At 58.6% G+C, this 12,957-nt stretch carries 15 protein-coding genes; 5 read left to right on the top strand and 10 right to left on the bottom strand.

The features are described from left to right. Window positions 1–11 precede the first annotated feature (11 nt). The 3 genes from slmA to coaBC all read right to left on the bottom strand — a co-directional run bounded on the left by slmA (window position 12) and on the right by coaBC (window position 2,383). Window positions 12–608 carry a nucleoid occlusion factor SlmA gene (gene slmA / locus MKR05_RS12415; protein ID WP_004205072.1) on the bottom strand — a complete coding sequence of 199 codons (597 nt, stop codon included), beginning with the start codon at window positions 606–608 and terminating at the stop codon, window positions 12–14. Window positions 609–732: 124 nt separating this feature from the next. Then, the gene (dut, locus tag MKR05_RS12420; protein ID WP_004145270.1) at window positions 733–1,191 is read right to left on the bottom strand and encodes a dUTP diphosphatase; all 459 of its coding nucleotides are present in this window, start codon (window positions 1,189–1,191) and stop codon (window positions 733–735) included. Further along, window positions 1,169–2,383 (bottom strand): bifunctional phosphopantothenoylcysteine decarboxylase/phosphopantothenate--cysteine ligase CoaBC, encoded by a 1,215-nt coding sequence (gene coaBC / locus MKR05_RS12425; RefSeq protein ID WP_004205070.1) that lies wholly within the window; start codon window positions 2,381–2,383, stop codon window positions 1,169–1,171. Before coaBC ends, dut begins: the two co-directional genes overlap by 23 nt. A gap of 172 nt (window positions 2,384–2,555) precedes the next feature. Between coaBC and radC the strand changes: the two genes are divergently transcribed. The 4 genes from radC to mutM all read left to right on the top strand — a co-directional run bounded on the left by radC (window position 2,556) and on the right by mutM (window position 4,807). Beyond that, entirely contained in the window at window positions 2,556–3,221 is a 666-nt protein-coding gene (gene radC / locus MKR05_RS12430) for a RadC family protein (RefSeq protein WP_101990873.1), read from the top strand. 216 nt (window positions 3,222–3,437) lie between these two features. Next, a complete protein-coding gene (gene rpmB / locus MKR05_RS12435; RefSeq protein WP_000091955.1) occupies window positions 3,438–3,674 on the top strand; it encodes a 50S ribosomal protein L28 in 237 nt (78 codons plus the stop codon). 20 nt (window positions 3,675–3,694) lie between these two features. Next, window positions 3,695–3,862 (top strand): 50S ribosomal protein L33, encoded by a 168-nt coding sequence (gene rpmG / locus MKR05_RS12440; protein ID WP_002922510.1) that lies wholly within the window; start codon window positions 3,695–3,697, stop codon window positions 3,860–3,862. Window positions 3,863–3,997: 135 nt separating this feature from the next. Beyond that, on the top strand, window positions 3,998–4,807 hold the full coding sequence (gene mutM / locus MKR05_RS12445) for a bifunctional DNA-formamidopyrimidine glycosylase/DNA-(apurinic or apyrimidinic site) lyase (protein ID WP_032454367.1): 810 nt from the start codon (window positions 3,998–4,000) through the stop codon (window positions 4,805–4,807). Window positions 4,808–4,930: 123 nt separating this feature from the next. On the opposite strand, the gene coaD is transcribed toward mutM, so the two are convergent. The 7 genes from coaD to rfaQ all read right to left on the bottom strand — a co-directional run bounded on the left by coaD (window position 4,931) and on the right by rfaQ (window position 11,865). Then, the gene (gene coaD, locus MKR05_RS12450) at window positions 4,931–5,410 is read right to left on the bottom strand and encodes a pantetheine-phosphate adenylyltransferase (RefSeq protein WP_004205067.1); all 480 of its coding nucleotides are present in this window, start codon (window positions 5,408–5,410) and stop codon (window positions 4,931–4,933) included. Next, window positions 5,407–6,183, bottom strand: a complete 777-nt coding sequence (locus tag MKR05_RS12455; RefSeq protein WP_048335571.1) for a glycosyltransferase family 2 protein — start codon at window positions 6,181–6,183, stop codon at window positions 5,407–5,409. The genes coaD and MKR05_RS12455 overlap by 4 nt, the downstream gene beginning before the upstream one ends. Beyond that, window positions 6,183–7,457, bottom strand: coding sequence for a lipid IV(A) 3-deoxy-D-manno-octulosonic acid transferase (gene waaA / locus MKR05_RS12460; protein ID WP_004205065.1), 1,275 nt, complete (start codon window positions 7,455–7,457; stop codon window positions 6,183–6,185). Before waaA ends, MKR05_RS12455 begins: the two co-directional genes overlap by 1 nt. Window positions 7,458–7,548: 91 nt before the next feature. Continuing rightward, window positions 7,549–8,538, bottom strand: coding sequence for a glycosyltransferase (locus MKR05_RS12465; protein ID WP_248569195.1), 990 nt, complete (start codon window positions 8,536–8,538; stop codon window positions 7,549–7,551). 29 nt (window positions 8,539–8,567) lie between these two features. Next, the gene (locus MKR05_RS12470) at window positions 8,568–9,662 is read right to left on the bottom strand and encodes a glycosyltransferase (protein WP_023291364.1); all 1,095 of its coding nucleotides are present in this window, start codon (window positions 9,660–9,662) and stop codon (window positions 8,568–8,570) included. 2 nt (window positions 9,663–9,664) lie between these two features. Beyond that, entirely contained in the window at window positions 9,665–10,792 is a 1,128-nt protein-coding gene (locus MKR05_RS12475) for a glycosyltransferase family 4 protein (protein ID WP_048335567.1), read from the bottom strand. Beyond that, a complete protein-coding gene (gene rfaQ / locus MKR05_RS12480; RefSeq protein ID WP_050533484.1) occupies window positions 10,789–11,865 on the bottom strand; it encodes a putative lipopolysaccharide heptosyltransferase III in 1,077 nt (358 codons plus the stop codon). Before rfaQ ends, MKR05_RS12475 begins: the two co-directional genes overlap by 4 nt. 111 nt (window positions 11,866–11,976) lie before the next feature. Here rfaQ and MKR05_RS12485 point away from each other — a divergent pair, with 111 nt between their 5' ends. Next, the gene (locus MKR05_RS12485; RefSeq protein ID WP_023291361.1) at window positions 11,977–12,939 is read left to right on the top strand and encodes a polysaccharide deacetylase family protein; all 963 of its coding nucleotides are present in this window, start codon (window positions 11,977–11,979) and stop codon (window positions 12,937–12,939) included. The last annotated feature ends 18 nt before the right edge of the window (window positions 12,940–12,957 follow it).

Consider the following 12,957-nt stretch of genomic DNA (forward strand, 5'->3'; position numbering starts at 1 on the left):
ATGCAAAAAAACTACTGCAGCTGTGCGGCGACCAGCGGCCAGCGGGCGTCGAAATCATCCGTCGGACGGTATTTGAACTCGCTGCGCACAAAGCGCGACAGCATGCCCTCGCAGAAGGCCAGCAGCTGGCTGGCCAGCAGCGTTTCGTCGAGAGTATAGCCTTCGCCTTCGCGCATTTTTTTCTCGCGCATCACCTGACGCAGCTGCACTTCGATGCGTTCAAAAAGCTGGTTGATACGGCCCTGCAGCCGATCCTGTTCGAACATCAGCGCGTGTCCGGTGAGGATGCGCGTCAGCCCAGGATTACGCTCGCCAAACCCAAGAATCAACAGAACAATCAGGCGCAGGCGCGCGGATGTGTCCTTCTCATCTTTCAGAATCAAATTGATGCGCGTAATCAGACTGTCTTCAATGAACTCGATCAGGCTGTCAAACATGCGGGTTTTGCTGGGAAAATGGCGATACAGCGCGGCTTCAGAAACGCCGACGGAAGCCGCCAGTTTCGCGGTGGTAATACGTTGGCTACCATCGCTGGATTCCAGCATTAGCGCCAGAGATTGAAGTATTTCTTCGCGACGATTCCGTTTCGCAGTTTGCTTTTCTGCCATGTTTTAAAATACCCCTGAAAATAAGCACTTGTCAGGCAGACATCCACAACGCGACCGCAAACCAGAGTTTGCGGTGATGTTATTGCATTATGCGCGTTGGGATGCAGATTCCGTGTTGCTGGGCTTATTTACGCCCTGAGTGACCGAAGCCGCCTTCGCCGCGGTCGGTGGCATCGAAAGATTCCACCAGGTTAAATTCCGCCTGCACGACCGGCACAAAGACCATCTGCGCGATACGTTCGCCCGGCTCGATAATAAAGCTCTGCTGACCGCGGTTCCAGACGGACACCATCAGCTGCCCCTGGTAATCGGAGTCGATAAGGCCCACCAGGTTGCCCAGCACCACGCCGTGCTTATGACCCAGGCCCGAGCGCGGCAGGATCACCGCCGCCAGAGAGGGATCGGCGATATGAATCGCAAGGCCGGTCGGCAACAGCGTGGTTGCGCCCGGCGCCAGCTCTACGGCGTCGTCGAGACAGGCTCGCAGGTCAAGTCCGGCGGAGCCGGAGGTGGCATAGGTCGGCAGCGGAAATTGCTGGCCGACACGCGGGTCCAGAATCTTAACGTCGATTTTTTTCATCATAACGGGTCACGATCTCGTCGAGTAATAATTGGCCCAGGAGTTCCTTGCGCTCAAGTGGTAAGCGCTTTTCCCCATCCTGCCAGAAAAGGTGTAATGCGTTGCTATCGCTGTTAAATCCCTGATTAGGCTGGGAAACATCGTTGGCGCAAATCAGGTCGAGGTTTTTGCGGGCACGTTTTTGCCGCGCATATTCTTCCACATTATTCGTTTCGGCGGCAAACCCAACGACGTAGGGGCGATGCGATTTTAGCGCTGCAACCCCGGCGACGATATCCGGGTTTTTAACCATTTTTATTGTTAATTCATCACCTTGTTTTTTTATTTTATCTTCGGCGATGGCGGCGGCGCGGTAATCCGCCACCGCGGCGCAGCCAATAAAAATGTGCTGCTGCTGAGCGCTGGCCTGGACGGCCGCTTCCATTTCCAGCGCGGTAGTTACATCAATGCGCTGCACAAAGGGCGGTGTCGGTAGCGATACCGGTCCGCTGACCAGGGTCACGTTCGCGCCGCGCTGTGCGGCGGCGGCGGCAATCGCGAAGCCCATCTTACCGGAGCTGTGGTTTGAGATGTAACGCACCGGATCCAACGGCTCACGGGTCGGGCCCGCGGTAATCATGAGGTTGAGATGTTGCAAATCTTTGACAGGGGAGGCGAAATGCTGTGCAACCATCTCCACGATGGTTAACGGATCGAGCATTCGCCCCGGGCCGACGTCGCCGCAGGCCTGGCTACCGCTGTCCGGTCCCCACAGCAGCAGGCCGCGGGAAGCGAGCGTCTGCAGATTATGCTGGGTGGCCTGCGCGCGATACATCTGCTGGTTCATGGCGGGCAAGACGGCAACCGGGGAAGGGGTGGCGAGACAGATCGTCGACACCAAATCATTGGCCATGCCTGCCGCCACGCGGGCGATCAAATCGGCGGTCGCCGGGGCGAGGATCACCAGGTCGGCCCATTTTCCGAGCTCAATATGGCCCATGGCCGCTTCCGCCGCCGGATCGAGCAGGCTGTCGGAAACCGGATAGCCGGATACCGCCTGCAGGCTGAGTGGGGTGATGAACGCTTTTGCCGCCTCCGTCATTGCGACACGCACTTCCGCGCCGCGTTCACGTAGTCGCCGTACCAGTTCCGGGGTTTTATACGCCGCGATACCGCCGCTGACGCCCAGGACGATTTTTTTACCCGCCAGAGTCATCATGATGTATTCCTGTTGCCGTAGACCAGAATCCGCGCATCTTATCACAATCCTGCCGCCGTCGTGCCTCTGACGGGCATTCACTTTGCGAGCGGCTACGCAGGGTGAAAAGCGGCGGGTCGGCAGCGTCGTCAGGTTGTGCCAGGATAGGCTGATTCACGCAGGAGGGCGCATGGACGGAACGGAAAATCTGATGCCACGGGAGAAGATGCTGCAATTCGGCATCGAGGCGCTGACGGATGTTGAGCTACTGGCGCTGTTTCTGCGCATTGGCACACGCCGTCAGGATGTGCTGAGCTACGCCCAGGCGTTATTGCAGCGTTTTGGTTCGCTCTACGCTCTGCTTTCCGCTGATAAAGCGCAACTGGTTGCCGTTGACGGGCTGGGGCTGGCGAAATATGCGCAACTGAAGGGGATTGCCGAGCTGGCGCGGCGCTATTTTAGCTCGCAGCTGGTTGAGGAGGTCGCGCTGGTCACCCCCTCGATGACGCGGGAATTTTTGCAAAGCCAGCTGACGGAAGAGGAGCGCGAGATCTTTATGGTGATCTTTTTAGATAATCAGAACCGCGTGTTGAAACATAGCCGCCTTTTTTCTGGTACTCTTAGCCACGTTGAGGTGCATCCGCGAGAAATTGTACGCGAAGCCATCAAAGTGAACGCCGCCGCCGTGATCCTTGCGCATAATCATCCCTCCGGTAGTCCGGAGCCGAGTCAGGCTGACAGGCTGATTACCGAAAGGGTGGTAAAGTGTTGTCGATTCATGGAGATACGTGTGCTTGACCATCTGGTTATCGGCCGCGGTGCGTATGTATCTTTTGCCGAACGTGGCTGGATTTAGCCCCGAACTGGCGATCCTTCGGGATCTTTGTCTGTTCGGGACTTGAGCACATCGCCGAGTCAGCGTATACTACGCCACCTTTGAGAATCTCGGGTTTGGCATTTGGGCCTGGCAGTCGAGAGTTCACATTGAACTGCGATGACCAGGCTGTAAAGCCTGACGAGGCGCCAATACCCCATACGAAGCTCGAGCTAATTTGATTTTTGGAGAATAGACATGTCCCGAGTCTGCCAAGTTACTGGCAAGCGTCCGGTGACCGGTAACAACCGTTCCCACGCACTGAACGCGACTAAACGCCGTTTCCTGCCGAACCTGCACTCTCACCGTTTCTGGGTTGAGAGCGAGAAGCGTTTTGTCACCCTGCGCGTATCTGCTAAAGGTATGCGTGTAATCGATAAGAAAGGCATCGATACAGTTCTGGCTGAACTGCGTGCCCGTGGCGAAAAGTACTAAGTACTTAGAGGAAATAAATCATGGCTAAAGGTATTCGTGAGAAAATCAAGCTGGTTTCTTCCGCTGGTACTGGTCACTTCTACACCACCACGAAGAACAAACGTACCAAACCGGAAAAAATGGAACTGAAAAAGTACGATCCGGTTGTACGTCAGCACGTTATCTACAAAGAAGCTAAAATCAAATAATTTTAGCCTCCTTGTATAAAAACCCCGCTCCGGCGGGGTTTTTTGTTTTTAAAACTCCCCCATATTGCTTTCACACACTCCCTTTTCAGCCACCTGTCCGTGAAGCACAATACGCCGGGTAAATGGAGGAAAATCATGCCTGAATTACCAGAGGTTGAAACCAGCCGCCGCGGCATTGAGCCGCACCTGGTTGGCGCAACCATTCTGCACGCCGTCGTGCGCAACGGACGGCTGCGCTGGCCGGTTTCTGAAGAGATTTATCGCCTGAGCGACGTTCCGGTGCTCAGCGTGCGTCGTCGCGCCAAATACCTGCTTCTGGAACTCCCGAACGGCTGGATCATTGTCCATCTCGGGATGTCGGGAAGCCTGCGCATCCTGAGCGAAGAGCTGCCTGCGGAAAAACACGATCACGTTGATCTGGTTATGAGTAACGGTAAAGTCCTGCGCTATACCGATCCGCGCCGCTTTGGCGCCTGGCTGTGGACCAAAGAGCTGGAAGGCCACCCGGTGCTGGCGCATCTGGGGCCGGAGCCGCTGAGCGACGCCTTCAACGCCGATTATCTCCAGCAGAAATGCGCGAAGAAGAAAACCGCGATCAAACCCTGGCTGATGGATAACAAGCTGGTGGTGGGCGTCGGCAATATCTACGCCAGTGAATCGCTGTTCTCCGCCGGGATCCACCCTGACAGGCTGGCGTCCTCACTGTCGCGGGACGAGTGCGAGCAGCTGGTGAAGGTGATTAAGCTGGTCCTGCTGCGTTCGATAGAGCAGGGCGGCACCACGCTGAAGGACTTCCTGCAAAGCGATGGCAAGCCCGGCTATTTTGCCCAGGAGCTACAGGTCTATGGCCGCAAGGGCGAACCCTGCCGGATCTGCGGCACGCCGGTTGTCGGGACCAAGCATGCCCAGCGGGCGACCTTTTATTGCCGCCAGTGTCAGAAATAGTCACCGGAACAGGAATGATTGTCGGTCAGGTCAGCGGACCTGCGGGTGCGCATCTGGTGGGCCGGGGACGTTTGTAGGCCAGATAAGCGCAGCGCCAGCCTGGCTCATGCCCCAGCAGATGCGTTACTTCAGCTTATTCAACAGCGCCTGGTGGACGTTGGCTGGCAGGAAGTGAGAGACATCGCCCTGGTGGCGCGCGACTTCTTTGACCAGCGAAGAGGAGATAAACGACCACTCTTTGCACGGCATCAGGAACACGCTCTCAAGGGTGGGCATCAAATGGCGGTTCATATGGGCCAGCTGCATCTCATATTCGAAATCCGCCACCGCCCGCAGGCCGCGGATCAGGATATTGGCCTGCTGCGCGCGCGCGAAGCTGGCCATCAGGTCGCTGAAGCCGACCACCTGAACATTCACCAGGTGGGCCGTCGCCTGCTCCGCCAGCGCAATACGTTCATCAAGGCTGAACATCGGCTTTTTACTCGGGCTGGCGGCGATAGCCAGCACCACTTTATCGAACATACTCGCCGCGCGGGTGACGATATCGATATGGCCATTGGTGATGGGATCGAAGGTACCCGGATAGATCGCTTTTGTGCTCATGATGACTCTTTCTCCGAGTAGCCGTGGCTCAGCGCCCACAGCTCGGTATATTTCGTAAACGTATACTGCGCGTTGACCATCGCCAGTAACCAGCCCTGCTTACCGTCCAGCACCCCACCGCGCAGCAGCAGCGTTTTCAGGAACGCGCCCAGCGTGTGGCTGAATATCCCCGTCATCGAGGTCTTCTTGCCCTTCTGGTGGCGTTCTAGCGCCCATGCGGCGGCATACGCCAGCTGTTTTTGCTGAAAGCCAGCGAAGTCGCGGCACGTCAGATGCAGGAGATCGCCGGTCAACGGAATGACCTCGGCGCCCAGGCTATCCAGCGATTCATGGACCAGATTATCGTTATAGCGGTAACGGGCGCGTTCGTACAGGCGCAGGACACGATCGGGGTACCAACCGCTGTGGCGCATAAAGCGTCCGAGAAAATAGTTACGGCGGGCGATGCTGTAGATGGCGCCGCGCTGCGGGGCTGCCAGGACCGTAAGAATAGCCTGTCTGAGTTCCGGCGTGACGCGCTCATCGGTATCGATCATCAACACCCAGTCGCCGGTGGCGTAGTCCTGCGCGCGCTGGCGCTGAATGCCATAGCCTCGCCAGTCGGTATGGGTATAGACCTGCGCCCCGAGGCGGCGAGCCAGCTCGACGGTGCCGTCGGTACTGCCGGAGTCGAGGACGATAATTTCATCCGCCCAGCTAACGGAGTCCAGACAATCCGGCAGCAGGTCCGCTGCGTTTTTGGCGATCATCACCACGGAAAGCCGGTTCGACATTAATGACTCCGCTGCGGCAGGTAAGGTTGCAGTAACTGTAGCAGACGCGACAGCGCGCCCTGGTTCTGGTGCAGCACTTCCACCGCGTGACGGCCATACCACAGGCGGTAGTCTTCATCGGTCAGCAGCGTGGAAACCTCTTTGACCAGCGAGTTAGCGTCGGTGACGGTGATCAGGCCATCGTCCTGCTGCAGCTTGGCGCAGATATCTTTGAAATTGAAGGTATGCGGCCCCATCAGCACCGGAATGGCGTGTGCCGCCGGCTCGAGCGGATTATGGCCGCCGCGCTCCACCAGGCTGCCGCCGACGAAAGCGAGGTCGGCAATGCCGTAGAGCAGCATCAGTTCGCCCATGGTATCGCCAATGACCACCTGGGTACTGGAGGAGGGGATCTCGCCGGTGCTGCGCAGAGTGAAGCTCATTCCGGCTTTTTGCACCATGTCGCGGGCGTCAGGGAAGCGCTCCGGATGGCGAGGAACAAGGATCAGCAGCAGGTTCGGAAAGGTCTCCAGCAGCTTTTTATGCGCCTGGAGGATAATTTGCTCTTCGCCATCGTGGGTGCTGGTGGCAATCCAGACTTTGCGGTGCGGCGCCCATTGCCGGCGCAGCGTCACCGCGCGGGCCGCCAGCTCTGGCGTGACGGAGATATCGAATTTCAGGCTGCCGGTGACCGCCAGCTGGTTGCGCTTCAGTCCCAGCGCGAGGAAGCGGTTGCCATCTTCTTCATTCTGCGCGGCGATAAGCGTAATACGGCTCAACAGGCGGCGCATAAAGCCGCCCAGCTTGGCATAGCCTTTGGCGGAACGTTCGGACAGGCGGGCGTTGGCAATCACCAGCGGGATCTTACGCTTATGCAGCGCGGCTACCATATTTGGCCACAGTTCGGTCTCCATGACGATCACCAGCTTCGGCTGAACGGTGTCCAGGAAGCGGTTCATGGCGCCGGGCAGATCGTAGGGCAGATAGACGTGATGGACATCTTTGCCGAAGGCCGACATGGCGCGCTCGGAGCCGGTCGGCGTCATGGTGGTGACGGTGATCGGCAGAGAAGGGTAGCGGTGGCGCAGGGCGCGAACCAGCGGGATGGCGGCTAAGGTCTCGCCGACGGAAACGGAGTGCAGCAGAATGCCATCCGGCTCTACCTTGTTCTGACAGAAGCCATAGCGTTCCGCCCAGCGTTTACGATAGGCAGGAGCCTTACGACTGCGCAGCAGCAGCCGCAGCCACACCAGCGGCTGAATAAGGTAAAGTAGGGTGGTATAAAGCAATTCCAAACTATTTATCCGTTCTCTGTTTTGGCGGGCAAATTCTAAGCATTTAGCCCGCGTAAAGCTATCTCTTTGGCGGAAACAGCGGGTTTTTGGTCTATCCCGCGTGGCGATAACGCTTAATACGCAGATAACGGCGTCCCAGGCGCCAGCGTAAACGGAAAGTACAGGCGTTTTTCCAGATTAACCGCCAGATACCGCGGTCGAAGAATTCTTTAATGATAACATGCTTTTTCGACTCATCTTTCATACTGTCGAAGGTGTGGATGATCCCCAGGCCTTCTTTGGCGATCTGCCAGCGACAGGCGGCGATATGGCGCACTTTGTCCGGGTAACGCTGGTTGATCGCCTCCAGCATCTCCAGAATTTTCATGTAATGGCGCGCCGAACGCATCAGCGTGTCGTCGTTGTCCGGCTTATGCGACACCGACTCAGAGTGGATGTAGTAATCATAGAATTGCTGACTGGTGTACTGCACGCGCTCCGCGGCCAGCAGCGCCTCTGTGGTCCACGGGATATCCTGATGGCGCAGGCCGGGCTCGAAATGGAAGTGATGCTGGCGGATAAAATCGTGGCGATAGATATTGAGCCAGGTGACGTGCAGAAATTTCCGCGAATCCAGGGCCTGCTTGAGCCAGACATGCCCCGGCAACACACCGGTCGAGGGCAAGAGGTCCAGCGGAAAGATCGGGTGGCTCTCGCGGCCCTTTTCGTACACGTAGGTGCCGTTGCAGGTGGCGATATCGAGATGTGCTTTCTCCGCCATCTCCAGCAGCGTGCGATACATGCCCGGATAGAGTTTATCGTCGATGTCCGGAAACGCGAGATACTTGCCGCTGGCAACCGCCAGGCCGGTATTGCGCGCGACCGAGACGCCCTGGTTTTCCTGCTCCAGCACCTGGACGTTCTGCAGCCGATCCCGCCATTCGGCGATCACCGCCAGGCTGTTGTCCGTCGACCCATCGTTCACCAGGATCAGTTCATAGCTGTCCAGCTGCTGCTGTTCAATGCACTCAAAGAATTGCGCAAGAAATTTCTCACCGTTGTAGACGGCAGCCACGATGCTCAGTAAAGGCGTTTGACTCATAAATCTTCGATCCTGGTTAACTAACGGCGTCAGATGCGCTGCAGCTGACGGTACTGCTGACAAATGGACACGACGCTGAATTTTTCCAGCGCGGCATCGTCGATGGCCGGCGGGTTATGGTAAATGCTTTGCATCGTCTGAGCCAGCGCCGGACTGGTGAGATCCGCCAGACCGCGGGCAAGTTCGCCGGTGAGGATCTCGGTGACGCCGCCGGGGCAGCGGGTGCTGGCGACCGGGGTATGCAACAGCAGCGCCTCCACCACCACATTGCCGAATCCTTCGCTATCCGAGCTCAAAACCAGCATCCGCGCGCCTTTGATCCACGGTAAGGGGTTTTCCTGAAAACCTTTGAACCACACCCGGTCGTCAATCTGCAGCGTTTTGGCCAGCTGGCGCAGGCGCTGCTCTTGCTCCGGTTTCCCCTGGCCTAACAGCACCAGCGGCGCGTCGATGCCGCTTTGCGCGTAGGCTTCGAGCAGGCGGTCGTGGCGTTTGCCGGGATGGAAGCGGCCGACGTGAATCAGGTAGTCGCCGTCCGGGCGCTCGCTGTCGGCTTCCGCCCCGGCGCGCAGGGCGGCGATATCGAACGGGTTATAGATGGTTTTCAGCTGCGCCGGGCGCAGGGCGAAGGCGTCCACCAGATCGCGCCCCACGGCGTCGGAAACCGCCACCACGTTGCGCCCCTGGTAAATCCGCTTAATTTTCTGCTGCTTCATCCAGCGGTCAAAGCCGGTACGGTGACCAAGATAAGAGGCCGAGAAGACGCCGTGCAGGCAGAACCAGACGTTGCGCTCGCGCAGCGCCCGGCTGCGGGCGACGATGCGGTCGGTTTTGTGCAGGTTGGAGAGCACAAGGTCAAATTGTCCCTGCTGCTCGGCCCGGATGACCGCGGCGTCCAGCTGGCGGGCGCGGCGGGACAGCTCGGTCAGCTTGCGCCATGGTTTGCGGCAGCGATCGGCCACCACCTGGTAGTCGAGCCCCTCGGGCAATGGGTACTCGCAGACGTCGCGTAGCGAAATGAGCGAGACCCGATCGCCGTCGCGCAGGAACTGCGCCGCCAGGGTGAGAACCACTTTCTCCGCGCCGCCGCCGGGCAATCCGTCAATCACAAATAAGATGCGCATCGTTATTTCACCAGATCCTGATAAAGGGAAAGCAGCTGGGTTGAGAGGCGCTTGCTGGTGCAGGCCATGATGCGCTCGCGGGCGCGGTCGCCTTCCGCGGAGCCCAGCGCGCGGGCAGGCAGGGCCATCACCGCCTGCTGCAGCGCCGGGATATCCAGGGCGTCGCAGACGTAACCGTTGTGGCCGTTGACGATAAACTCCGCCCCGCCGCAGCCGGTGGTGGTGATCACCGGCAGACCGCAGGCCATTGCCTCAAGGATGACGTTGGGGAACGGATCGTAGAGGGTCGGCAGCAGCAGGCCATCAGCCATCTGATAGAACGGCAGCGTCTCCGACTGCATGCCGAAGAAGCGCACCCGCGCTTCGCAGCCGAGACTCTTCGCCAGCGCCTGATAGCGCGGCTGATCTTTATCTTTGCCAACCACCAGCAGATAGCGATCGGTCGGGGCGATGGCGCGGATCGCCGCCGCCAGCCCTTTACGCTCAAAGCCGGAGCCGACGTAAATCAGGCAGGTCGCCTGCAGCGGCAACTGCCATTTGGCGCGTAAGGCGGCAAAGGTTTCTTCGCCCGGCGGCAGGAAACGCTGGTTATCAATGGCGTTATAGATAACGTGGATCTTGTCCGCTGGCAGGCCAAAGTCTTCGATGATCTCGCGTTTGATCATCTCGGCGTTGCAGATCACCCCGCGCAGATGCGGGTCTTCGTACATCTCCCGTTCCGCTTGCATCACATAACGGTGGTAGCGGTCGGCAAACAGCAGGCGGCTTTTCCAGGCCGGTAAAATGCGCGAGCGCTGTTGCAGCCAGCGGCGATGAACGCCGTCGCCGGCGCGGTAGAGATCGCAGCCGGGAATACGCTCATGGCTCTGCACCAGGTCGAAGGATTCGCGCTGCCAGAGCGCCCGCGCGGCGTTGGCAAACCCGCGCTCGCGGCTGATGCGCCCCCATTTGCGCGGATTACAGATATGGATCTGCCAGTCCGGTTTCACCGGCCCCTGCCATTCGCGGGTGATGACGTTCAGCTGCAGATGACTGCTGTCGAGGGCTTCCAGCGCGCGGGAGACAAAGCGTTCTGCGCCGCCGTCCGGGCGGTACTTCTGCCGCACCAGAGCCAGCCTGAATTTACTCATGCCAGTACCTTTTTCGCCGCCGCGATCACGGCGTCGGTAGGAATTAAATCGAGATAACGTTCGTCGGTGTTGGTGTTGATGGCGTCCGGGTCGGGCAGTGGACCGAAGTCGCCTGCCCAGATCACCTCGCCTTTCGCCTGCCATGGACGCCAGAAGGTCAGCTTCGAGGGGCCGAACAGGGCGACCAGCGGGGTGCCGAGAGCCGCAGCCATATGCATTGGCACCGAGTCGACGCCGATAAACAGCCGGGCGTGATCGATCACCGCCGCCAGCTGGCGCAGCGTTAACTGGCCGGCTAAAGAGTGCAGCCGCGCCTGCGGGCAGCCGGCGATGATGGTCTCCACCATCTTCTTCTCTCTATCGTCGGGGCCGGAGGTGAGTACCACCGCGTACCCTTCGGCGGACAGCGCGTTGATCAGCGCGCTCATCCTGTCTTCGCGCCAGCATTTAAAGAACCAACGCGACGTTGGCTGGATGACGATGTAGTTATCCCGGAAGTCCTCCGGCAGCAGGGCGCGGCTGGTGGCCCAGTCTGCTTCGCTGTAGCCCATCCGCGCCGGGGCGTCGTTCAACTGAATACCGAGCGGAGCGAGGATAGAGAGATTCTGCTGTACCGTATGCAGCTGATTATGCTGTTGGGTGGCGGCCAGCGCGGTGTGGCAATAGCGCCAGAACGGGTGGCGACGCTTCGGAAAATCAAAGCCGATCCGCGTCGCGGCGCCGGTCAGTTTGCTGATAATCGCGCTCGGCCACTGGTCGGCAAGGTTGAGCACCATATCGTATCGCTGCTGGCGCAGCGTCTGAATGAGCTGCCATTGCATCTTCAGCTGATGCTTTTTCCCCTGCTTTTTCCAGCGGCGGTCGAGACCATAAATTTGGTGGATATCGGGGTTGGCGGCGAGCATATCCCGGGTCTCTTCATACAGCAGGACATCCACGCTGGCGGCGGGATACTGCTGTTTCAGCGCGTGAATAAGCGGGGTGATCAGCAGCATGTCGCCATGATGGCGCAGCTTAATGACCAGGATCCGCGCCGGGTTCAAGGGGCTGCGGGAGAGGGTTTCAGGCGTCATACTCTGTTCTTCATCCAGGATAAGGGTTCCGATTCTAGGGGATCAGACAGATTGAGAGAAGCGTTGTATTGCTCTACCATGACCCGATACGTATGGCCTGAGGACGTTTTCGTGCACAATCCCGCATTTCTCATCACGATTGATACAGAGGGCGATAACCTCTGGCAAAAACATGACAGCATCACCACCGAGAATGCGCGTTATCTCCCGCGTTTTCAGCAGCTTTGCGAAAAGTATGGCTTTAAACCGGTCTATTTGACCAATTATGAAATGGCCATCGATCCCTTTTATATCGAATTCGCCAGAGACGTGATTGCCCGCGGCACCGCGGAAGTCGGTATGCATCTGCATGCCTGGAACAGCCCGCCGACCGAGCCGCTGACCGCCGATGACTGGCGGCATAAGCCTTATCTCATTGAATACAGCGATGCCATGATGCGTGAGAAGGTCGACTATATGACGCGTCTGCTGGAGGACACCTTCCAGACCAAAATGGTTAGTCATCGCGCCGGGCGCTGGGCCTTTGACGAGCGCTATGCGCGTCTGCTGGTGGAGTACGGGTATCAGGTGGATTGCTCGGTGACCCCGCGGGTGAACTGGAAGACCGCCAAGGGGGCGCCGCAGGGCGATGGCGGGACCGATTATCGTCGCTTCCCGCAGCATGCCTATTTCCTCGATGAAAATGACATCAGCCGCGAGGGCCGCTCGCCGCTGCTGGAAGTGCCGATGAGCATTCAGTACAAGCACTCCGCGTGGATGAACAGCGTGAAGCAGGGCTACGACCGCCTGCGCGGCAAAGTGCGTTCCCCCTCCGTGCACTGGCTGCGTCCGATGGGCGGCAACGTGGAGACGATGAAAAAAGTCGTCGAACAAACGTTGACGCAGGGCAATGACTACGTGGAATATATGCTCCACTCTTCAGAATATATGCCCGGCGGCAGCCCCACGTTCCAGAATGAACGGGATATTGAGCGTTTATACGCTGACCTTGAAGCCTTTTTTAGCTGGCTGGCGCCGCAGGTGAAGGGCATGACGTTGGCAGAATATTACCAGCGGAAAATCACACAGCGCTAACACAGCTCAAGGTACCGT

The organism is Klebsiella sp. K5-204 (genome assembly GCF_030128585.1).
Lineage (GTDB): Bacteria > Pseudomonadota > Gammaproteobacteria > Enterobacterales > Enterobacteriaceae > Klebsiella > Klebsiella quasipneumoniae.